Below are 22401 nucleotides of genomic sequence, written 5' to 3' on the forward strand. Positions count from 1 at the left end.
GGTGCGGCCGTGCACTGCGCTGGCGTAAAATTATGCAAGTAACGGGCCGATTTGGGAACCCGGAAGCGTACGGAGAGATGCGGATTTGGTGCTAGGCTAACGGCCAATTCAGCCATCAGTATGGAGGAAGCGCCCCATGACACTGCTGATGAGACTGCTGATCGAGATCGCCGCCGCAGCCATTCTCGTCGTCTGCATCACCGTCTCCAGCGCGGCCTTTGCCGCCGGCAGGATGGGCCGCGGCGCCGACGGGCTGAGCTGCGGTTTTACTGTCCCGCAAAATTCATCTCCGGCCGCGCGCTGCGCCGCGATCAAGCGCCAATGCGGCGGCAAGTTCTACGCGAATGCGTGCGGGGGCAGGCTGGTCTCGGCGGCGAACTGAACGGCAGGACGCGATTGGCCGCTCCGCAAGGAGCGAGCAGCTATCTGACCACGCCTGACGTGAATCCCGCCTTGCGGCGCGGCGGCTTGATTTCCTTTTTCAGGAAGCAGCGCGCTTCACGTCCGGTGTAGCCGGGACGGGCGTAGGTGAAGGCGCGGCATTTGTTGTCGGCGGTGCAGGCGGCCTTGCAGGCCTCCTCGCCTTCGCCGTCCTTGAGCTCGAAATTGCGCAGGTCACCGCCTGGACGGTCGATCGACGTTTCCACGCCCTCGACCCGCGGCTCGATCACGCCGGCGCCGCGGACACCGGAGATGCAGCAATTGCCCGGGACGCGCGGCGGCACCGTGTTCTTGAGCCAGCACACGGCCGAGCCGCCTTCAACGTCGGGATAGCTGAAACTCCAGGCGCGACAGCGGCGATCTCGCTCACACTGCAGTGCGCAATCCTCGGGGTCACCCGAGGTGACCGGCGTGTTGAAATAGTCGCCGCCCGGCCGGTCGAACGCCGTCTGGGCGCGTGCGGGGTCGCTCGAAAACACGAGCGAGAGCAGCGTCGCGCAGGCCATGACGCTTGCCAAGACCCTTGCCGGGAGCTTTGACATGACAGCGCCAGGCAGGCGGCCCTTTCCCATCGGAACAGCTTTCGAGTTATTGACGGCGCTCAGCTTTTTCAGCCGGCCATTTGATCGCCGCAAACCTGTATGGGCGATGAACGGCTGAACTTCCGAACGCCGGAATCTAGAAAGCGTATTCCGCGTAGGCCGGTTCCACCGAGCCTTTCCAGGGCCCGTTGAACTTCTCCAGCATCTCCTCGGCCGGAGTCCGGCCGGAATCGATGATGCGGTCGAGCGGCTCCAGATGCCGGGTTTCGTCGCGGCCGAGCTGATCGATCCGGCCGCGCCGGCGCAGGCCGGCATGGGCCAGGACGAGGCATTCCTTGGCGATCTCGAACAGATAGCGATCCTTGATCCGCGCCTTGAAGCCGAAGCGCGGCACGTCGTCGCGCAAGGCCTGGCGCTCGGGCGAGGTCCAGTGCTTCACCAGGTCCCAGGCGGCATCGAGCGACACGTCGTCGTAGAGCAGCCCGGCCCAGAATGCCGACAGCGCCGGCAACCGGCCCCACGGGCCGCCATCGGAGCCGCGCATTTCCAGATAGCGCTTGAGGCGCACCTCGGGGAAAATCGTCGAAAGATGGTTGGCCCAGTCCGACAGCGTCGGACGCTCGCCGGGCAGATTATTGTTGCGGCCTTCGAAGAAGGCGCGGAACGAGGAGCCCGACACGTCGATGTAGTCGTCTTCGCGCTTGACGAAATACATGGGCACGTCGAGCGCGTAATCGACGTAGCGCTCGAAGCCCATGCCGTCCTCGAACGCCCACGGCATCATGCCGGCGCGCGCATTGTCGGTGTCGCGCCAGATCTCGGAGCGGAAGGAGAGGAAGCCGTTCGGCTTGCCTTCGGTAAAGGGCGAATTGGCGAACAAGGCGGTCGCTACCGGCTGCAGCGCGAGCGAGACGCGCAGCTTCTTGACCATGTCGGCTTCGGAGGAGAAGTCGAGATTGGTCTGCACCGTGCAGGTCCGGTACATCATGTCGAGGCCGTACTGGCCAACCTTCGGCATGTAGTTGGTCATGATCTTGTAGCGGCCCTTGGGCATCACCGGGATGTCGGCGCGCGACCAGGACGGCGTCATCCCAAGGCCGAGGAAGCCGATGCCGAGCGGCGTCGCGATCTCGCGCACCTGCGCCAGATGCGCCATCAGCTCGCTCTGGGTCTGGTGCACGTTCTCGACGGGGGCGCCGGAGAGCTCGAACTGTCCGCCGGGTTCGAGCGAGATCGCGCCGCCGCCGGTGACGTCGTAGAGGCCGATGATGTTGCCCTTCTCCATGATCGGCTCCCAGCCGAGCAGGAGCTTCATGCCCTCGAGCAGCGCGCCAATGCCGCGCGCACCTTCGTAAGGCACCGGCCGGTGGCCTTCGAGCGTGAAGGGCGTCTTCTCGTGCTCGGTGCCCATGCGGAATTCGGACGGGTCCTTGCAGCCAGCCTCGAACCACGCGACGAGCTCGTCACGCGATTGCAGCGGCGTCATATCGATCTGGTCTCGCGCCATATCAAACTCTAATCAAAAGGGCGCTTCGATCGAAGGCGCGCGGGTGACAGGGATGGTCCGCGAACCCATGGGGTGCGCGGACGTGCTGGTTGGCCGCGCGATCATCGCGGCGGCGAGGTTTCGTTGACACTGGCGACGGGTGGCAGTTTCATCTCGCCGCACGAGCAGCCCAGGCGGTCGAGCAGACCGCTGAGCTTGACGGCATCCGCATCGGACAGTTTCGAGCCGACATATTTCTCGATCGCGGCGGAGTAGGCGCCCCACATCCGCTTCTGCAACTCGCGGCCCGCTTCCGTGATCTCAACGAACTGGCCACGCTTGTCGATCTTGCATTCGCGCCGGGAGGCGAGGCCCTCGTCGACCAGGCGGTCGATCAGGCGCGATGTGGAATATTGCGGGATCAGCATCTGCCGCTCGAGTTCCACCGGCCGCAATTCGCCCGAGGGCGCCCGCGATAGTTCCAGCAGTGCGTCGTACCAGGCCAGCGGCGGGAAGCCCGCCTTCTTCAGGTCCTGCTCGACGCAATCGAGCACGCGGCTCTGCACCCGCATCAGGCGGATCCAGGCGGAAGTCGCCTCGGTCGATGGCTTGCGTTTCATGGTCCCGCTCAAACTCGTCGCCCGTCTCTTACCCCACTCGATGCACCTGCATCAATCTTGACTATTGCATGCACGTGCATGTAGGCGTCTATTCGCTGCAACCAAGCGTCAAGAGGAGGAAATTCCATGAAACTCTATTACTCGCCCGGCGCCTGCTCCCTGTCTCCTCACATCGCCCTCCTGGAAGCCGGCCTGCCCTACGAGCTGGTCAAGGTCGATATCCGGGCCAAGAAGCTCGAAAATGGTGAGGATTATCTGAAGCTGAACCCCAAAGGTCAGGTCCCCGCGCTGGGCCTCGACAGCGGTGAGATCGTGACCGAAGGTCCGGTCATTGTCCAGATGATCGCCGACAAGGCCGCGGCCAAGGCGCTGGCGCCCGCCCACGGCAGCGCCGAGCGCTACAAGCTGCTCGAATGGCTGAACTTCCTCACCTCGGAGGTGCACAAGAGCTTCGGTCCGATGTTCGCACCGGCGCTGAACGACGAGGCCAAGGCCTTCTTCAAGGACCGCGTCATGGGCAAGCTGAAATACATCGACAGCCAGCTCGCCGGCCGTGACTACCTCATGGGCAAGCAGTTCACGGTCGCGGACGGCTATCTCTTCACGATGCTGACCTGGGCCGACCGGATGAAGTTCGACTTTTCGGCGATGCCGAACCTCGCCGCCTACAAAGCCCGCGTCGCCGCGCGCCCGCAGGTGCAGGAAGCGCTGAAGAAGGAAGGGCTGGCGCAGGCCGCCTGAGCTGCAAGAGCGATCGATCGTCGAAAGGGCCGGGTCGACGATCCGGCCCTTTTTATATGCCGCGGGACGGCAGGGGTGCGAATCCATTTCAGCGGATCGCCGTCCCTCATAACCGACCTATGAACGACTGTTCGTCAAATGTAAGTAGTGCTGTCTTGTTAATGCTCGCAAAGCGGGCGAGCTTGCTGGAACTATTGAGGATGTGTTCGGACTCTCTTCGGAGTTGAACTTGACGATTGCCTCCGTCCTGATCGTTGCAAGTGGCTTGGTGGGAATAGCCACGGGTTATGTCTTCAGGATCTGGGCGCTGGTTCTGATCTCTCCGATCATCGCAATTCTATCCGCGTTTGTTCTTCGCGCTTACGATTTCGGAATGCTGGCGGGCGTGACCGTCATTGCCGCCTGCCTCGCCGTCTGCCAGCTCGCGTACTTCGCGGCGACGTATCTGCTGCACGGGCGCGAGGCCTCACCCCATGAGGAAGTCGACGGCCAGCCAGGCGAGATAAGCGAGCAGAAAATCCGCAGCCAGCACAAGTGACGCCAGGGCCGTCCAAAGCACCGGTCCCTTGCGACGCAGGCGAGCCGGCTTCTGTTGCCGCGAGAGGCGACCGGTCGCAGACGCAAAGGGATATTTGGCGGCAAGATCGCGATCGAGCGCGGTCTTCCGCAGCACCAACGAGTTCATCAAGGACACTTTCTTATTTCGTCTTCAACTTGCCGATGGATCGGCAAGTGTCCCAACGCGATTCATGACCCCGACCCGCAGCAAGACTAATGCCAGGGCCGAGCGAAAAAACGGCGCCGCTTTGGCGCGCCTATGACATTGAGCGATACCGCGGTAGCGGGACGCTGACACGGTTCCTAAGCGGATTTTGTGATCGGTTCCACAACCGGGAATATATCTGACGCAACCGTGATGACATTGCCCAAAGGAAAAGGCCGGATCGATGATCCGGCCTTCGCAGTTTGGTTCGCTACGAGCTCAGACGATCAGGCAGCTGCCTTCTTCGGCGCGAAGCGTCCGTAGAAGGTTTCGCCCTTCGTGGCCATCTCCTCGAGCAATTTCGGCGGGGTGAAACGCGAGCCGTACTTTGCTTCCAGCTTGTGGCAGAGCTCGACGAACTTCTTCGTGCCCATGAAGTCGATGTAGGACAGCGTGCCGCCGGTGAACGGTGCGAAGCCGAAGCCGAGGATCGAGCCGACATCCGCCTCGCGCGGATCGGTGATGACGTGGTCTTCCACCGTACGCGCAGCTTCCACCGCCTGCACCACCAGGAAACGCTGCTTCAGCTCCTCGACATCGAGCGTATCGGGATCGAGCTGCTTCGGCTGCAGGGCCGAGAGGCCCGGCCACAGGCTCTTCTGGCCCTTGCCCTTCTCGGGGTAGTCGTAGAAGCCCTTGCTGTTCTTGCGGCCCAGGCGGCCCTGTTTCTCGACCAGCTCCACCATCAGCTTCTTCTGATCGGGGTTGATGGCGTTGGGGCCGAGATCGGCTTCCGTCGCCTTCATGATCTTGAGGCCGAGGTCGAGCGCGACTTCATCCGAGAGCGAGAGCGGGCCGACCGGCATGCCGGCCATCTTGGCGCAGTTCTCGATCATCGCCGACGGCACGCCTTCGAGGAACATCTCGTTGCCCTCGGCGACATAGCGGCCGACGCAGCGATTGGCGAAGAAGCCGCGGCTGTCGTTCACCACGATCGGCGTCTTGCCGATCTGCCGGACGTAATCGAGCGCGGTCGCGAGCGCGACATCGCCGGTGTTCTTGCCCTTGATGATCTCGACCAGCATCATCTTCTCGACCGGCGAGAAGAAGTGGATGCCGACGAACTTGCCCTGGTCCTTGAACCCTTCGGCCAGCGAGGTGATCGGCAGCGTCGAGGTGTTCGATGCGAAGATCACGTCCGGCTTCATATGCTCCTGCGCCTTGGCGAAGGTCTCCGCCTTGACCTTGCGGTCCTCGAACACGGCCTCGATGACGAGGTCGACGTCCTTCAGCGCGGCATAGTCGGCGGTCGCCGTGATGCGCGCGAGCAGGGCTTCTGCATCGGCGGGCTTGGCGCGGCCCTTCTTGATCTGCTCCTCGATCACCTTCTGCGCGTGCGCCTTGCCCTTGTCGGCGCTCTCCTGGTCGCGGTCGATCAGGACGACGTCGAGGCCGGCACGGGCCGAGACGTAGCCGACGCTCGCGCCCATGAAGCCGGCGCCGATCACGGCGATCTTCTTCACCTTGGTTGCGGGCACGTCCTTCGGACGGCGAGCGCCCTTGTTGAGCTCCTGCATCGACAGGAACAGGCTGCGGATCATCGCGGCCGCTTCCTTCGAGCGCAGCACCGAGGTGAAGTAGCGCGACTCGACACGCAGGGCAGCGTCGATCGGCAACTGCAGGCCTTCATAGACGCAGCTCATGATCGCGCGCGCGGCCGGGTAGTTGTCGTAGGTCTCGCGGCGATAGATTGCGTTGCCGGCCGGGAACATCATCATGCCGGCCTTGGAGAACACCGGACCGCCCGGGAGCTTGAAGCCCTTCTCGTCCCAGGGCGCGACGGCCTTGCCGCCGCCCTTGATCCAGTCCTTGGCGGCCTTGACGAGGTCGGCGGCGGGAACGACGGCGTGAATGAGGTTCAGCGCCTTCGCCTTTTCGACCGTAACCGGGTCGCCCTTGAGCAGGATCGTCATGGCGTCCTGCGGCGGCACCAGGCGCGGCACGCGCTGCGTGCCGCCGGCGCCGGGGAACAGGCCGACCTTGACCTCCGGCAGGCCGAGGCGGGTCTTGGGATTCTCCGCCGCCACGCGATAGTGGCAGCACAGCGTGATTTCGAAGCCGCCGCCGAGCGCGAGGCCGTTGATCGCGGCCGCCCACGGCTTGCCGGATGTCTCGATCGAACGCAGCACCAGCGAGAAGCGCCGGCTCTGGTCGAACAGCATCTGGTTCGCGGCGGTCTCGCCTTGCTCCCCAAAGACCTTGGCGTAGGCCTGGTTCATGCCTTCCAGCATCGACAGATCGGCGCCGGCGCAGAATGCCTCCTTGGCGGAGGTGATGACGACGCCCTTCACCGCGGCATCAGCCGTGGTTTGCTTGACGATCGCGTCGAGCTCGTTGGTCGAGGTCTCGTCGAGCACGTTCATCGAACGGCCCGGGATGTCCCAGGTCACGAGCGCGATGCCGTCGGAATCGGTCTCAACCTTGAAGTTCTTGTAAGCCATGTTGGTCGCTCCCTATCCTTAGACGCGTTCGATGATGGTCGCGGTGCCCATGCCGCCGCCGATGCATAGCGTCACAAGGGCCGTGGATTTGTTGGTGCGCTCGAGCTCGTCGAGCACGGTGCCGAGGATCATCGCGCCCGTGGCGCCGAGCGGATGGCCGAGCGCAATCGCGCCGCCATTGACGTTGATCTTGGCGTTGTCGATGTCGAAGGCCTGGATGTAGCGCAGCACGACGGAGGCGAAGGCCTCGTTGAGCTCGAACAGGTCGATGTCCGACTTCTTCATGCCGGAGCGTGCGAACAGCTTCTCGGTGACGTCGACCGGGCCGGTCAGCATCATCGCAGGCTCGGAGCCGATATTGGCAAAGGCGCGGATTTTTGCACGCGGCTTCAGGCCGTACTTGCTTGCGGCCTCCTTGCTGCCGAGCAGCACGGCGCCGGCGCCGTCGACGATGCCCGAGGAGTTGCCGGCGTGGTGCACGTAGTTGACGCGCTCGATTTCCGGATGCGACTGAACGGCGACGCCGTCGAAGCCGCCCATCTGTGCCATCATCGTGAACGCCGGCTGCAGCTGTGCCAGCGACTGCATCGTCGTCGAGGGACGCATGTGCTCGTCCTTGGCGAGGATGGTGAGGCCGTTGATGTCCTTGACCGGCACGATCGACTTGTCGAAACGGCCTTCATCCCAGGACTTCGCGGCACGCTGCTGGCTCTGCACGGCATACGCATCCACGTCGTCGCGCGAGAACCCGTACTTTGTGGCGATCAAGTCGGCCGAGACGCCCTGCGGCATGAAATAGTACGGCACCGCCATTGACGGATCCATCGGCCAGGCGCCGCCGGAGGCGCCGATGCCGACGCGGCTCATCGATTCCGCGCCGCCGCCGATCACCAGCTCATGCTGGCCGCTCATCACCTGGGCTGCGGCAAAGTTCACGGCGTCGAGGCCGGAAGCGCAGAAGCGGCTGATCTGCACGCCGGGCACGGCTTCACCGAGACCGGCCTTGAGCGCGGCAAAGCGCGCGATGTCGGAGCCGGCTTCGCCGACCGGATCGACCACGCCGAGTATGACGTCGTCGACGGAATCTTCCGGCAGGTTGTTGCGGTCCTTCAGTGCCTTCAGCGGCACGGTGGCAAGTGCGAGCGCGGTCACTTCGTGCAGCGCGCCGTCGGCCTTGCCGCGGCCGCGGGGGGTGCGGACGTGATCGTAGATATAGGCATCTGCCATGGGAGCCTCCTGATTGCAGCGATTGGTTGCGACCGCGGTGCGGTCGAGATTGTTGGGGAAGCGAATAATCTCAGAAAGCTTCCGCCGGCAATTCCATGATGGTGGCGGAGCCGGCCTGGATGCGCGCGAGATTGGCGGCGGTCTCGGGCAGCATCCGTTCCATGAAGAAGCGGCCGGTGACGAGCTTGGTCGAGAGATAGGGCGTGGCCCCGCTCTCGGCAATCTTGGCCTGGGTCACCTTTGCCATCCTCGCCCACATGTAGCCGAGGGCGACGAAGCCGAAGAGGTGCAGGTAGTCCGTTGCGGCGGCGCCGGCATTGTCCGGCTTCATCATCGCGTTCTGCATCAGCCAGGTGGTGGCCTGCTGGAGGTGGCCGAGCGCCGTCGACAGCGGAGTGATGAACGGTGCCATCGCCTCGTCGCCGCCATTCTCCTTGGCGAACGCGCCGACCTCGCCGAAGAAGGCCATGATGGCGCGGCCACCGTCGCGCGGCAGCTTGCGGCCGACGAGGTCGAGCGCCTGGATGCCGTTGGCGCCTTCATAGATCATCGCAATACGGGCATCGCGCACGAACTGCTCCATGCCCTGTTCGGCGATGTAGCCGTGGCCGCCATACATCTGCTGCGCCTGCACCGCGTTGGCGAAGCCGTACTCGGTGAGGAAGCCCTTCAGCACCGGCGTCATCAGCCCCATGTGGTCGTCGGCGGCCTGGCGGTCCTTGGCATCCTCGGAGCGATGGGCAACGTCGCTCTTCAGCGCAGTCCACATCACGAAGGCGCGCGCGGCCTCGTTGAAGGCGCGGATCGAGAGCAACGTGCGGCGCACGTCGGGATGCACGATGATCGGGTCGGCCGCCTTGTCCGGCGCCTTGGCGCCGGTGAGCGAGCGGCCCTGGATGCGCTCGCGGGCATAGGCGACGGCATTCTGATAGGCGACCTCGGACTGCGCGAGGCCCTGAACCGCGACGCCGAGGCGGGCCTCGTTCATCATCACGAACATGCCCTGCATGCCCTTGTTCTCTTCGCCGATCAGCCAGCCGGTGGCGTTGTCGTAATTCATCACGCAGGTGGAATTGCCGTGGATGCCCATCTTGTGCTCGATCGAGCCGCAGACCACGCCGTTGCGCGCGCCCACCGAACCATCGGCATTGACCAGGAATTTCGGCACCACGAACAGCGACACGCCCTTGATACCGGCCGGCGCGCCCTCGATGCGGGCAAGCACGAGGTGAATGATGTTGGGAGCGAGGTCATGCTCGCCGGCCGAGATGAAGATCTTGGTGCCTGATATCTTGAAGCTGCCGTCGGCCTGGCGCACCGCCTTGGTGCGGAGCATGCCGAGATCGGTGCCGCACTGCGGCTCCGTCAGGTTCATGGTGCCGGTCCATTCACCCGCCACCATCTTCGGAACGTAGGTCTTTTTCTGCTCCGGCGAACCGTGGACGATGAGCGCCGCGGTCGCGCCCATGGTGAGGCCGCCATACATCGAAAACGCCATGTTGGCCGAGCACTGGAATTCGTTGACCGCCTGGCTCAGCGTCACCGGCAGGCCCTGGCCGCCGAACTCGGTCGGAGCCGACAGACCGAGCCAGCCGCCCTCGGCGACCTGCTTGAACGCGTCCTTGAAGCCCTTCGGCGTGGTGACGCTGCCGTCATCGGCGCGCTTGCAGCCTTCGAGATCGCCCACACGATTCAGCGGCTGCAGCACCTCTTCGGCGAGCTTGGCGGCTTCGCCGAGAATGGCTTCGCGCACGTCGCTCGACGCGTCGGAGAAGCCGGCGAGGTTGTCGTAGCGGTCGATCTGGAAGACGTCGTTGAGCAGGAAGTTTACGTCTTCGACGGGGGCTTTGTAGATCGGCATGGTGGTCTCCCGGCAGGCGGCCTGATGATGTTTGGCTTAGGATTGGGCGGCGGCAAGCTGCTCCGCCATCAGGCGGTGCAGCATGTTGATCGCCTTGAGCGGACGCACCATCACCTTGAAATTCGTGATGCGTCCCTCGGAATCGAAGGTGATGATGTCGACGCCGTTGAGCTCGATGCCGTCGATGATGGTCTTGAACTCGAGCACGGCGCCATTGGCGCTTGTCCACTCGCCGACATAGGCAAAGCCGGGACCGCCGAGCACTTTTTCGGCGCTCGCGAGGTATTTGAAGGTGATGTCGCGGCCGCGCTGCGGCGAGTGCACCACGGGGCTTTCGAACACGGCGTCAGGATGCAGCAGGTCCCAGAGCGCTTTCGCATCATGGGACTTCATGAAGGCGTACCAGGACTCGAGGCCGGTCATTGTCAGGATGCCTCCCTAGATCAAAGGCCTTGGCAAAAAGCTCGAAAACAACCCCATGCACAGTAGCGAGGAGTTTGATTTCGCTATGTTTTCGGGTCGAGTATTGAGCCCCGACCTTTGGCATCTCATATGCACATTGACGCATATGCATCAATGCGCATAAAGTCAAGTCAATTGGTCGGACCTCAAGGGAGCTGGTGCCATGGCGCTGGGCGACGCAATCCTCGCATGCCTGACGGAACGTCCGATGACAGGCTACGAGCTGGCCAAGACGTTCGACTCCTCGATCGGCTTCTTCTGGAAGGCCGACCATCAGCAGATCTACCGCGAGCTCTCCAAGCTGCGCGACCGCGGCTACATCCAGGGCCGTGAGGTCGTCCAATCAGGCAAACCCAATAAACTCATCTATACGCTCACTCCCGAGGGCCGAACAGCGCTGCGGCACTGGGCCGCGCGGCCGAGCACGCCGCCCTCGATCAAGGACGATCTCCTGATCCGGCTGCATGCGCTGGACAGCATCGACATCGAGCCCATGCGCACCGATCTGATGGCCCGGCTGGAGCATCACCGCGACCGCCACGCGAACTACGAGCGCATCCTGAAAAAGCGCTTTCCGGAGGGGACGGCCTCGGGTGTGCTGGATCTCGGCAATCTGCTGCTGCTTCAGCTCGGCGCCCGGCACGAGCAGATGGTGGCCGACTTCTGCGAGGAGGCCCTCGAGGCTCTGTCAGCCATGAGCAGCAAGAGCACGGTGGTGATTCTGGAGGACGGCAAGCGCGAAGGGAAGGGCTGAGGCAGCCGCCTCGAAGAATGGACCGAAAGCCGCGGGACTTCCGTCGCCGGGCGGGGAGATCGGCAGCCAGCTAGACCGGCAAATTGTCGCTCATGCCGGGCGGCACATCGCCCTGTTCGGACCGTTCGGCCAACAGCTCCTTCTCAGCCTCATACCAGAAGCTGTCCATTTTCTCGTTGGGCTGGCCCGCACCTTTCCAGATTTCATAGGCGCGTTTGCGGACGTCTTCTTCAGTCAAACCGGCCATTCTCAGCCTCCTTGGTTGCTGAAGCTCCAAGCGGTGAGCCCGCATAGAGTTCCTGGCCGAGAGCGTGCTGAGGGGTGAGATTCCAATCGCATCCGACAGATAGGCCGCCCAACTTTAAGACACCGCCAACGGGTTCCTTAACCCGTTATTTACCGTAACAGACAAAAGTCGGTTTTCGAGGCAGACGACCCGCGCCAAATCCGATTGTCTTTGCAACCGGCACGCGTGGGGAGACTGGAGGCGCCGGGTGGGGCGTCGGAGTCGGAACCGGACAGAGTCATGAATTCGCGCGTATCGTGGAGTGTTGACGGTATCGACCCATCCGTCCGGGAGCGGGCCGAAGCTGCCGCGCGCCGTGCCGGCATGTCACTCAACGATTGGCTGAACTCCACGCTCGGCGAGACGGCCCCGCCAAACTTTCGCGGACCTTACGATCAGCGCCAGGACCAACGTCAGGATCAACGTCCCGATCCGCGTTCAGCGCAAATGCCGAGCCAGGAGAGCCGCGAAGTCGCCGACATCCACCAGCGGCTCGACGCGATCACCCAGCAGATCGAACGAATCTCGAAGCCCGCGCCGCGGCAAGACGTTTCACGACAGGACGCCTCACGACTGGACGCTGCGCGGCCAGACGTCTCGCGCGAGCAGGGCGTCGCGCGCCAGCTCAATGACGCCATCTCGCGGCTCGACGCACGGCTGTCGCAAATCGCAAAGCCGCCGCAGCCGCAGCCGCAGGCGCCTCGGCCGGCACCAATCGAAACGCGTCGGCGCCAGGCCGATGCGGTCGAGCGCGCCGCCGCGCAGGTCTATCGCAACTCACCGCCGCTGAGCCCCGCGTCGTTCGACGTTGCCGTCGCCGAGATCACGGCGCGGCAGAGCGAACTCGACGGCTTCGCGCCGCGGCAGGTGCCGCCGCGCGCCGCGCCGCCGATTGCGCCGGCGGCAGCTCCATTCGCGCCCCCGATGGCGCCGCCCAAACCCGCCTACGCTCCGCCGCCACCGCAGCCCGGGCCCGATTTCTCGTCGCTCGAGCGCCATTTGCTCAAGATCACGAGCCAGATCGAATCGCTCCAGCGTCCTGACAATACCGAGCAGGCGATCAACGCCTTCCGCAGCGAGCTTGCCGAGATCCGTACCGCCATCACCGAGGCGATGCCGCGCCGCGCGATCGAGTCGATCGAGAACGAGATCCGCTCGCTGCATCGTCGCATCGACGAGACCCGTTCGTCCGGCACCGACGGCCAGGTGCTATCAGGCATCGAGCACGCGCTGTCCGACATCAAGCAGGTGCTGCGCACGCTGACGCCGGCCGAGCAACTCACCGGCTATGACGAGGCGATCCGCAATCTCGGCGCCAAGCTCGATCTGATCCTGCGCGCCAATGACGATCCCTCGACGGTGCGGCAGCTCGAAGACGCGATCTCGGCGCTGCGTGGCATCGTCTCCAACGTCGCCTCCAACGAGGCGCTGGCGCGGCTTTCGGACGACGTGCAGCTGCTCTCGTCCAAGGTCGACCAAGTGACCCGCGCCTCCGGCCCAGGCGACAGCTTCGCGGTGCTCGAGCAGCGCATCGCGGCGCTCACCGCCGCGCTGGAGACCCGCGAGCGGCCTCAGCCGTCGGAGAGCAGCGAACATCTGGAAGCTGCGATCCGAGCGCTGTCGGACCGTTTCGACCGCATGCAGGTCGGTACCGATTCCGCATCGACGTTCGCGCATCTCGAACAGCGGGTGTCGTATCTGCTGGAGCGGATCGAGGCCGCCTCCGATCCGCGCAACGGCAATTTGAGCCGCGTCGAGGACGGGCTGCACGACATTCTCAGGCATCTGGAACGGCAGCAGGCGACCTATTCCGCGCTGGCCGAGAGCCGCAATTCCACGCCATCGTCCGATTCCGGCGTGGTGGATGTCGTCAAGCGCGAGCTCTCGGACATCCGCTTCAGCCAGGCGGAGACCAACCGCAGCACCCAGGACTCGCTCGAAGCCGTCCATAACGCGCTCGGCCACGTCGTCGATCGCCTGTCCATGATCGAGGGCGATCTGCGCGCGGTGCGCACCGCGCCACCGGCGCCGCAGCCCATGACGACGTCCATGGCGATGCCCATGGCCGCGCCGATGGAGCCCGCGCCGATGGCGCGCGAAGTGCGGCCGCAGCAACAGCCGCAGCCGAAATACGATCCCAAGCCCGAATTGCCGAACCCGGCCGCTGCGCATCAGCCACCGCAGTCGGCCTTCGTCGCGGCGCCGCGCGAATTCCATGCTGCTGCCAATCCGGCGGCGCCGCCGCTTGCGCCGATGGCGCCGCAATCCACACCACCTTTGCCGCCGCGCGCGATCAGCGAGATCCTGGAGCCCCACACGGCGCCGGCCCGCTCGGCGCTTGCGCCGGAATTGCCGCCGGATCATCCGCTCGAGCCGGGCACGCGGCCGGGCGGCCGCGTCGCCACGCCGTCGGAGCGCATTGCCGCGTCCGAAAGCGCGATCAGCGAGATCCCTACCGCTCCGAAGGAGCCGGTGTCATCGTCGAGCTTCATCGCCGCAGCGCGCCGGGCGGCCCAGGCCGCAGCCGCGCAGCCCGAAAAGCCCGCCCGCGGTGCCAAGGTCAAAGCGACCAGTGCCAGCCGCGCCAAGGACAAGGGCCAGGAAGGCGGCTCGACCATCACCTCGAAGATCCGCTCGTTGCTGGTCGGCGCGAGCGTGGTCGTGATCGTGCTCGGCACGTTCAAGATGGCGATGAACCTGCTCGACGGCGGCACTGCGCCGCCGGCGCCGCAGGCGATGGAGGACTCCTCCAGCGCACCCGCGCCGCAGACGCCGCCGGTCGAAAGCAAGCCGGCTGCGCCCGAGCAGGTCACGCCGTCGATGACCTCGCCGACGCCGATCGGAAAGCAGTCGCTGAACAATTCCGCGCCGGCCCCCGTCGCCGGTTCGGGCAACTCGGCCTCGGTTGAAATCCCGCCCGCTCCCGCTGCGGCGCCGCCGCCCGCGGCGAGCAGCGATGTCACCGGCGCGCTGACGGGCACGAGCCGCGCGCGGATCGGTCTGGTTCAGGTGCCGCCCAGCGAAAAACTGCCTGACGGCATCGGCGGTCCCGTGCTGCGCACAGCCGCGATGAAGGGTGATGCGGCTGCGGCCTTCGAGATCGGCATGCGGTTCGCCGAGGGCAAGGGCGTTGCGGCGAACTACGACGAAGCCGCCAAATGGTACGACCGCGCGGCACAGGCCGGCGTGGTGCCCGCGACCTTCCGCCTCGGCACGCTCTACGAAAAGGGCCTCGGCGTGAAGAAGGACGCCGACATCGCCCGCCGCTACTACACGCAGGCGGCAGAGCGCGGCAATGCCAAGGCGATGCACAATCTCGCGGTGCTCGACGCCGACGGCGGCGGACGCGGGGCCAATTACAAGAGCGCGGCGCAGTGGTTCCGGAAAGCCGCCGATCGCGGCGTCGCCGACAGCCAGTTCAACCTCGGCATCCTCTATGCCCGCGGCATCGGCGTCGAACAGAACCTCGCCGAGTCCTACAAATGGTTCAGCCTGGCAGCTGCCCAGGGCGACGGGGATGCCTCCGGCAAGCGCGACGACGTCGCCAAGCGCCTCGACCCGCAATCGCTCGCCGCCGCCAAGCTCGCCATCCAGACCTTCAGCGCAGAGCCGCAGCCGGACGATGCCGTCAACGTCACTGCGCCCGCCGGCGGCTGGGACAGCGCGCCGCAGGCGAACGCCAAGCCCGCGCCGAAGCCGGTGGCGAGCAAGCGCTCGGCCTCGGCTGCGCATTAGGCGGAATAGCATTAGGCAGACAGAACGAGCCCCGGGCTCGGTGCACCTCTCCCGCTTGCGGGAGAGGTCGGCGCGTTCCGGGCGATGCGAAGCATCGTCCCGCGCGCCGGGTGAGGGTTCTATCCTCTAGGGGATTATCCCGTTGTGGACATACCCTATCCCCAGCCCTCCCCCGCAGGCGGGGGAGGAGGCGCACCTTTGCCCTGGCTGCGCTTGAGTCCAGCCTCATCACACTCATCGCGCGCTCATTCACCACGCCCGAAATTCCCGATCACGCCCGCGACCGAATTCCGCTATTGAAGGGCGCGGCAATCGTTCGACCGTCCGGCGAGCATTCCGCACAATCGATCCGTCTCGCCGGAGCGTGGTCCCTCGATGCAGCTCTATCTCCCGATCGCCGATCTTCCGGTCAACATCTTCCTGGTGCTGGCGATGGGCGCGGCGGTCGGCTTCGTGTCCGGCATGTTCGGGATCGGCGGCGGCTTCCTGATGACGCCGCTCCTGATCTTCATCGGCATCACGCCGGCGGTCGCGGTCGCCTCGGTCGCGAGCCACATCGCGGCGTCGTCCTTCTCCGGCGCGCTGGCCTATTGGCGGCGGCGTGCGATCGACCCGGCGCTGGCCGGCGTGTTGTTGTGCGGCGGCGTGACCGGCACGGCGCTGGGGGTGTGGACGTTCACGCAGCTCCGCGCGCTCGGCCAGCTCGATCTGATGATCGCGCTGTCCTACGTGGTGCTGCTCACTACGGTCGGCAGCCTGATGTTCTCCGAGGGCCTGCGCGCCCTGATGCGGACCCGGCGCGGGGCGGTGCCGCCGCGGCGCACCCACAACTGGATCCACGGCCTGCCGCTCAAGATGCGGTTCAAGCGCTCCAAGATCTACCTCTCCGTGATTCCCGTGGTGATCGTCGGCATCGTGATCGGCTTCATCGGCGCCATCATGGGCATCGGCGGCGGCTTCATCCTGGTGCCGGTCATGATCTACCTGCTGCGGGTGCCGACCTCGACGGTGATCGGGACCTCGATGGTCCTCACCCTGGTCACCATGCTGTTCGCGACCATGCTGCATGCGGTGACCAATCATCTGGTCGACGCGGTGCTGGCGCTGATCCTCATGGTCGGCGGCGTTACCGGCGCGCAGTTCGGCGCACGCGCGGGCCAGAAGATCCGCGGCGAGCAATTGCGGCTGCTGCTCGGCCTGCTGATCCTCTCGGTCGGCGTCCGCTTCGCGATCGAGCTGGTGATCCAGCCTGCGGATCTCTTCACCATTCGTGAGCTCGGAGCGAGCGGATGATGCGCGCGCTCCTCGCAATCCTGCTCGTCACGTTGACCGTCTCGGCCGCGCGCGCCGAGCGGCTGATCGTGTCGGTCTCCAACCATCGCGTCACGGTGACGCCGGACTATTCCGGCGAGGAGTTGGTGCTGTTCGGCTCGATCGAGAAGGATGCTTCCACACCGGCCGACCGTACGACATACGATCTCGTGGTCACCGTGATGGGCCCGCGCGCGGATATGGTGACACGGCGCAAGGAGCGCGCCTTCGGCATCTGGATCAACACCGACTACCGGCAGTTCCTGCAGGTGCCGAGCTATCTGGCGCTGTTCGCCAACCGCCCCTTCGATGTCATCACCTCGCCCGAGATCGCGCGGCGGCAGCAGATCGGGCTCAACAACGTGCTGCTGACCCAGCGCGTCAGCGGCGACTTTGCCGACGTGGTGCCGCAAGACGCCTTCCGCTCGGCCTTCGTCCGCCTGCGCACCCAGCGCGGCCTCTATCGCGAGGATGCGGGCGCGGTGACGTTCCTGACGCCGACGCTGTTCCGCACCGGCATTCCGCTGCCCGCGGAAGTGCCGATCGGAACCTATCAGGTCGAGATCAAGCTGTTCGCCGATGGCGCGTTCATCGGCAAGACCGAGACCGCGTTCGAGATTGTCAAGGTCGGCTTCGAGCAGTTCGTCGCGATGAGCGCGCGGCAGAACGGCCTGATCTACGGCCTCGTCACCGCGGCGATGGCGCTGATGACGGGCTGGATGGCGTCGATCGTGTTTCGCAAGGATTGAGTTGGCCGTGCGAGCCACAGACTCGCCGTCAAGCCCGGCCATGACGAGGAAGAGGGAGTTCACCGCACTTCAAATCACGGCGCCTCCACCACCGTGGGCACGCCGGGCTCCAGCAGGCGCAGCCGCGTGCCGAAACCGAGCACGTCGAAGGTCTTGCGCAGGTCCTCGCTGTTCTGGCGGAAATGCGCCCAGCCTTCGGTATGCACGGGCACGATCATCGCATTAGGAAAGGCGCGTGCGGTCTCGATGGTGTCGTTGGTGTCCATGGTAAGGTGGAACGGCCCGCGCGTTTGCGCGGCGCCCGCGAACGGCATCACGACGCCGCATTTGAAGCGGCGTGCGACTTCGGCGACACCGTCGAACCAGGTGGTGTCGCCGCTGATATAGACGTCGCTCGTGTCTTTCCGGCTCGATGACACCACGAAGCCGATGACGTCGCCCGACAGCGGCTCGATGCCGGCCGGGCCATGACGCGCGGGCGTGGCGGTGATGGTCAGCGTGTTGCCGTCGCGGTCCTTCAGATGTGCGGTCGCCCAGGGGGCAAGGCCCTCGACATGGCCGCCGAGACGCTTGGCGCCCGCTTCGGTCGTCAGCGCGCGCTTTGCCTTGAGGAGATATTCGCGCCCGGAATTGTCGAGATTGTCGGAGTGCTGGTCGTGGCTGAGCAGCACGGCATCGATCGGACCAATGGCATCGGCCTTCATCGCGGGGCCTATCGTCTTCTCCAGCTTCACATGCGGGAGCTGGTAGGCGCCGGGCGCATCGAAAGTCGGGTCGGTGAGCAGGCGGAAGCCGTCGATCTCGATCAATGCGGTGGGGCCGCCGATCAGGGTGATGGAAATGGGCATGGTGAACCTTCCTTACGATGCCGGCTTCGCCGGTCGCGTGACCAGATAGATGCCGAGTGCGACCGGGATGATGCCGAAGAGGTCGCGGGCCTCGACATGCTCGCCGAGCACGATGTAGGCGAACAGGATGCCGAGCGGCGGCATCAGGAAATGATAGGCGCTGGCAGCGGTCGCGCCACACACTTTCAGGAGATGAAACCAGAGCCAATAGGCAAGGATCGAGCCGCCGAGCACCAGGAAGGCGAAGGCGCCGATCAGGCTCGGCGTGACGTCGATCGCGCCAATATCGGCGAAGGTGAGCGCGACCGGCGTCAGCACGATGCCAGCGGCGAGATTCTGCACGCCGTTGCCGATCCAGAGGCTTCCCTTCGGCGCCAGCAGCTTGAACAGGATGGTGCCGGCGACGATAGAGGCGAGCGAAGCCAGCGTGAAGAGGATGCCATGCATGGAATCGGTGCCGACTGCGAGGCGATGCCAGACGATCGCGGTCACGCCGATGACGCCGAGCAAGAGGCCGCTGGCCTTGCGCCAGGTCATGCCTTCGCCGAGCAGCAGCGCGGCGAGCGCCGCGGTGAAGACCGGATTGGCCGAGACGATCAGGCCGCCGAGGCCGGCGGAGACCGATTGCAGGCCGGTATAGCCGAGCCCGAGATAGAGCGCGTTGTTGGCGATGCCGAGCACGGCGAAGATCGCCGCATCCCGCCATGACAGCGACCAGTCACCGCGGATCAGCGTGGCACCGATGATGAGGATGCCGGCGAGCGAGAAACGCGCGGCGAGCAGGATCAGCGGCGGGCAATGGGTGACGCCGATCTTGCCGGCGACGAAGGCATAGCTCCAGAGCAGGCAGAACAGGCCGATATAGAACGGCAGGGCGTCGAAGCGGCTGCGCGGGACGGACATCGAGAGGGCGAGCGACATGGGGGCATTCTCCTGAGCCCTCGATCTAGGGAGACGGCTTGTCATTTGGAAATTAAATGATTAACTGCCAATCAGTGGTTTTTCGAATGGAGGCGCCCATGCTCGACCTGGAGCTCCTGCGCAGCTTCGTCTCGGTGGTCGAGGCCGGCGGCTTCACCCGTGCCGGGGAGCGCGTTCACCGCACGCAGTCGACCGTCAGCCAGCAGATCAAGCGGCTGGAGGAGGACGTCGGCCAGGTGCTGTTGCATCGCGACGGCAAGGACGTGCGTCCGACCGAAGCCGGCGAACGGCTGCTCTCCTATGCACGCCGGCTGCTCACGCTCGCCGAGGAAGCGCGCGACGTGTTGCGCGAGCCCGACAGCGAGGGCGCGGTCCGGCTCGGCATCCCCGAGGATTTTGCAGCGTATCGCCTCGCCAAGCTGCTGGGCGCGTTCTCGCGTTCGCATCCCGGCCTGCGGCTCGATGTGCGCGCCGACCAGAGCAAGAACCTGTCCCGCGATCTCGATCGGGGCGAGCTCGACCTCGCCCTGTTCAAGCGCGAGGCCGGCGCCAAGGGCGCCATCGCAGTGTGGCCGGAGAAGGTGCACTGGGTCACCAGCAAGAGCCACCGGGTTGACGTCAACGCGTCATCGGTGCCGCTGATCGGCTTTCCGCTCGGCTGCCTCTATCGCGCCGGCGCGATCCACGCGCTGGAAAGCGCGGGCCGGGCCTGGCACATGTCCTACTCGTCATCGAGCCTTGCCGGCATCCAGGCTGCGGTGGCCGCCGGCATGGGCCTCAGCATCCTGTCGGAGATGTCGATCCAGTCCGAGCACCGCGTGTTGACCGCCAAGGACGGCTTTGCGCCGATCAACCGCACCGAGGTGGCGCTGATGGCCGCACCCGACGCCAGCCCCGCAACGCTGCGGCTGGCGGATCGGCTGGCGGAGTTCTGCGAGAACGTGCAGGCGAAGGCGGCGTGATCCTTCGCCTCGCTTGTGCGCCGTCAGTGCACGGCGGTGAAAAACCGCCCGAGCCGGAAGCCGGACAGCCACGTGTAAACCGGCTGGCTGCGCATGCCGAGATCCCAGGAGCCGACCACGGCATCCGCGCGTCCGACCAGATTGTCGATCGGCAACAGGCCGACGCCGCCGGAGCGCAGTGGCACGCGGCTGTCGGCGGAATTGTCGCGGTTGTCGCCGAGCACGAAGAGATGGCCCGGCGGCACCGTGACTTCCTGCGTGTTGTCGAGCGGGCCGTTGTCGCGCATCTTGAAGATCAGGTGCGAGACGCCGTTCGGCAGCGTCTCGACATAGCGATGCGCCGGCTCGCTGCCACCATTGTCGTCTTCTGCAGCGCCGACGCCATCCGGCTTCAACTCGGCGGGGCGGTCGTTGATGAAGAGCTGGCCCTGCCGCATCTGGATGCGGTCGCCCGGCAATCCCACGACGCGCTTGACCCAGGCCTGCGAGCGATCTCCGGGCCAGCGGAACACCACGACGTCACCCTGCTTCGGCGTTTCCGCGAAGACGCGGCCGCTCTCGGGCAAATTGATCTGGATCGGCAGCGACGAGGTGCCGTAGCCGTAGGGGAATTTCGACGCGAGCAGCGCATCGCCGATCAGCAGCGTCGGCTCCATCGAGCCCGACGGAACATAGAACGGCTCGGCGAGCGCGCCCTTGGCGATGAACACGGCGGCGACGATGCCGGCGAGCTGCATGAGCTGCCCGCCCCATCCGCTGCTCTTCCGCTTGGCGGTGACAGTTACCTTCTCAACGCTCATGCGCCCGTTCCACCCACCGTAATGCGTTCCATCAGCAGCGACGGCTGGCCGACGCCGACCGGCACGCCCTGGCCGTTCTTGCCGCAGGTGCCGATGCCGGTGTCGAGCGCGAGGTCGTTGCCGATCATGCGGATGCGATGCAAATCGGTCGGCCCGTTGCCGATCAGCATGGCGCCCTTGAGCGGCGCGCCGATCTTGCCGTTCTCGATCTTGTAGGCCTCGGTGCACTGGAACACGTATTTGCCCGAGGTGATGTCGACCTGTCCGCCGCCGAAATTCGCGGCGAACACGCCGTTCTTCACCGAGGCGAGGATCTCGGCCGGATCGCGGTCGCCGGCGAGCATGTAGGTGTTGGTCATGCGCGGCATCGGCACATGGGCATAGCCCTGGCGGCGGCCGTTGCCGGTCGGCTTCATGTTCATCAGGCGCGCGTTCTGGCGGTCCTGCATGTAGCCGACCAGAATGCCGTCCTCGATCAGCACGGTGCGGTTGGTCGGCGTGCCCTCGTCGTCGATCGAGAGTGAGCCGCGCCGCGAGGCAATGGTGCCGTCGTCGACCACGGTGACGCCCTTGGCCGCGACCTGCTGGCCCATCAGGCCTGCAAAGGCAGATGTCTTCTTGCGGTTGAAATCGCCCTCGAGGCCGTGGCCGACCGCTTCATGCAGCATCACACCGGGCCAGCCGGCGCCAAGCACGACGTCCATTTCGCCGGCGGGGGCGGGAATCGATTCCAGATTGACCAGGGCCTCGCGCAGCGCGCCGTCGGCGGCATCGCGCCAGTTCTTGCTCTCGATGAATTCGGCATAACCGGCGCGGCCGCCATAGCCCTTGCTGCCGCTCTCTTGGCGATCACCCTGGCCGGCGACGACGGAGACGTTCACCCGAACCAGCGGGCGGATGTCGCGATAGCTCTCGCCGTCGGGCCGCAGGATCTCGACCACCTGCCAGGTCGCGCCGAGGCTCACGCTGACCTGACGCACCCGCGGGTCCTTGTCGCGCAAATAGGCGTCGATCTCGGCGAGCAGTTTGACCTTGGTCTCGAAGCCGGGGGCATCGAGCGGATTGTCGTCGGCATAGAGCCGTACATTGGTGTGGGGAGGCGGGGCGGCAAAGCTGCCGGAATAGCCGCCGCGCACGGCCGCGACCGCATCGGCGGCGCGAATCAGCGCCGGCAGCGAGACGTCGGAGGAATGCGCGTAGCCGACCGCATCGTCCTTGACGGCGCGCAGGCCAAAACCCTGCGAGGTGTCATAAGTCGCCTGCTTCAGCCGGCCGTTGTCGAACATCAGCGCTTCGGTCTGGCTGTATTCCAGGAACAATTCGCCGTCGTCGGCACCGGCAAGCCCGCGCGCGAGCTCGCTGCGAACCTGGTCGCGGTCGAGATTGGCGCGGTCGAGCAGGGAGGTCGTGGCAGGGTTGGTCATGCGTCCGTCCATTATCTGGAGATGTGG

20 protein-coding genes are annotated in these 22401 nt (G+C 65.4%); 8 read left to right on the forward strand and 12 right to left on the reverse strand.

Translation table 11 applies throughout. The features are described 5' to 3' along the window. The first annotated feature begins 136 nt into the window (after positions 1–136). Positions 137–382: a hypothetical protein gene (locus FNV92_RS03675; protein WP_143842162.1), complete on the forward strand. Its 246-nt coding sequence runs from the start codon at positions 137–139 to the stop codon at positions 380–382. 40 nt (positions 383–422) lie between these two features. Here FNV92_RS03675 and FNV92_RS03680 read toward each other — a convergent pair whose 3' ends face one another. From FNV92_RS03680 to FNV92_RS03690, 3 genes are all read right to left on the reverse strand, one after another. Further along, positions 423–1013 (reverse strand): PAN domain-containing protein, encoded by a 591-nt coding sequence (locus FNV92_RS03680; protein ID WP_143842160.1) that lies wholly within the window; start codon positions 1011–1013, stop codon positions 423–425. Positions 1014–1119: 106 nt separating this feature from the next. Further along, positions 1120–2490: a glutamate--cysteine ligase gene (locus FNV92_RS03685; RefSeq protein WP_143842159.1), complete on the reverse strand. Its 1371-nt coding sequence runs from the start codon at positions 2488–2490 to the stop codon at positions 1120–1122. Between the two features lie 101 nt (positions 2491–2591). Continuing rightward, entirely contained in the window at positions 2592–3089 is a 498-nt protein-coding gene (locus FNV92_RS03690) for a MarR family winged helix-turn-helix transcriptional regulator (protein WP_014439399.1), read from the reverse strand. A gap of 126 nt (positions 3090–3215) precedes the next feature. Between FNV92_RS03690 and gstA the strand changes: the two genes are divergently transcribed. Further along, positions 3216–3830: a glutathione transferase GstA gene (gene gstA, locus FNV92_RS03695; RefSeq protein ID WP_014439400.1), complete on the forward strand. Its 615-nt coding sequence runs from the start codon at positions 3216–3218 to the stop codon at positions 3828–3830. 229 nt (positions 3831–4059) lie between these two features. Beyond that, the gene (locus FNV92_RS03700) at positions 4060–4368 is read left to right on the forward strand and encodes a hypothetical protein (protein ID WP_244623769.1); all 309 of its coding nucleotides are present in this window, start codon (positions 4060–4062) and stop codon (positions 4366–4368) included. 452 nt (positions 4369–4820) lie between these two features. Here the strand turns inward: FNV92_RS03700 and FNV92_RS03705 are convergent, their stop codons facing one another. From FNV92_RS03705 to FNV92_RS03720, 4 genes are all read right to left on the reverse strand, one after another. After that, positions 4821–7034, reverse strand: coding sequence for an FAD-dependent oxidoreductase (locus FNV92_RS03705; protein ID WP_143842155.1), 2214 nt, complete (start codon positions 7032–7034; stop codon positions 4821–4823). Between the two features lie 18 nt (positions 7035–7052). Beyond that, on the reverse strand, positions 7053–8261 hold the full coding sequence (locus tag FNV92_RS03710; protein WP_143842153.1) for an acetyl-CoA C-acetyltransferase: 1209 nt from the start codon (positions 8259–8261) through the stop codon (positions 7053–7055). A gap of 70 nt (positions 8262–8331) precedes the next feature. Beyond that, complete coding sequence (locus FNV92_RS03715; protein WP_143842151.1) at positions 8332–10122, reverse strand: acyl-CoA dehydrogenase C-terminal domain-containing protein; 1791 nt, start codon at positions 10120–10122, stop codon at positions 8332–8334. 36 nt (positions 10123–10158) lie between these two features. Next, complete coding sequence (locus FNV92_RS03720; RefSeq protein ID WP_014439406.1) at positions 10159–10545, reverse strand: nuclear transport factor 2 family protein; 387 nt, start codon at positions 10543–10545, stop codon at positions 10159–10161. Positions 10546–10747: 202 nt separating this feature from the next. Between FNV92_RS03720 and FNV92_RS03725 the strand changes: the two genes are divergently transcribed. Next, the gene (locus FNV92_RS03725) at positions 10748–11338 is read left to right on the forward strand and encodes a PadR family transcriptional regulator (protein WP_143842150.1); all 591 of its coding nucleotides are present in this window, start codon (positions 10748–10750) and stop codon (positions 11336–11338) included. Between the two features lie 70 nt (positions 11339–11408). On the opposite strand, the gene FNV92_RS03730 is transcribed toward FNV92_RS03725, so the two are convergent. Further along, positions 11409–11585, reverse strand: a complete 177-nt coding sequence (locus FNV92_RS03730; protein ID WP_014439408.1) for a DUF2934 domain-containing protein — start codon at positions 11583–11585, stop codon at positions 11409–11411. Positions 11586–11864: 279 nt separating this feature from the next. On the opposite strand from FNV92_RS03730, the gene FNV92_RS03735 reads away from it, so the two are divergent. The 3 genes from FNV92_RS03735 (at position 11865) to FNV92_RS03745 (ending at position 17419) form a co-directional block, all read left to right on the forward strand. Further along, positions 11865–15359 (forward strand): tetratricopeptide repeat protein, encoded by a 3495-nt coding sequence (locus FNV92_RS03735; protein ID WP_168213367.1) that lies wholly within the window; start codon positions 11865–11867, stop codon positions 15357–15359. A gap of 375 nt (positions 15360–15734) precedes the next feature. Then, complete coding sequence (locus tag FNV92_RS03740) at positions 15735–16652, forward strand: sulfite exporter TauE/SafE family protein (protein WP_014439410.1); 918 nt, start codon at positions 15735–15737, stop codon at positions 16650–16652. Then, positions 16649–17419, forward strand: coding sequence for a TIGR02186 family protein (locus FNV92_RS03745; RefSeq protein ID WP_143842147.1), 771 nt, complete (start codon positions 16649–16651; stop codon positions 17417–17419). Before FNV92_RS03740 ends, FNV92_RS03745 begins: the two co-directional genes overlap by 4 nt. 74 nt (positions 17420–17493) lie before the next feature. On the opposite strand, the gene FNV92_RS03750 is transcribed toward FNV92_RS03745, so the two are convergent. Further along, complete coding sequence (locus FNV92_RS03750; RefSeq protein ID WP_143842145.1) at positions 17494–18267, reverse strand: MBL fold metallo-hydrolase; 774 nt, start codon at positions 18265–18267, stop codon at positions 17494–17496. A gap of 12 nt (positions 18268–18279) precedes the next feature. After that, positions 18280–19188, reverse strand: a complete 909-nt coding sequence (locus FNV92_RS03755; RefSeq protein ID WP_143842143.1) for a DMT family transporter — start codon at positions 19186–19188, stop codon at positions 18280–18282. Positions 19189–19286: 98 nt separating this feature from the next. Between FNV92_RS03755 and FNV92_RS03760 the strand changes: the two genes are divergently transcribed. Continuing rightward, a complete protein-coding gene (locus tag FNV92_RS03760) occupies positions 19287–20150 on the forward strand; it encodes a LysR family transcriptional regulator (protein WP_168213366.1) in 864 nt (287 codons plus the stop codon). A gap of 23 nt (positions 20151–20173) precedes the next feature. Here the strand turns inward: FNV92_RS03760 and lepB are convergent, their stop codons facing one another. Then, a complete protein-coding gene (gene lepB, locus FNV92_RS03765) occupies positions 20174–20950 on the reverse strand; it encodes a signal peptidase I (protein WP_014439415.1) in 777 nt (258 codons plus the stop codon). After that, positions 20947–22374, reverse strand: a complete 1428-nt coding sequence (gene tldD, locus FNV92_RS03770; RefSeq protein ID WP_014439416.1) for a metalloprotease TldD — start codon at positions 22372–22374, stop codon at positions 20947–20949. Before tldD ends, lepB begins: the two co-directional genes overlap by 4 nt. Positions 22375–22401 lie beyond the last annotated feature (27 nt).

Origin of the sequence: Bradyrhizobium cosmicum (assembly GCF_007290395.2) — a bacterium.
Classification (GTDB): domain Bacteria; phylum Pseudomonadota; class Alphaproteobacteria; order Rhizobiales; family Xanthobacteraceae; genus Bradyrhizobium; species Bradyrhizobium cosmicum.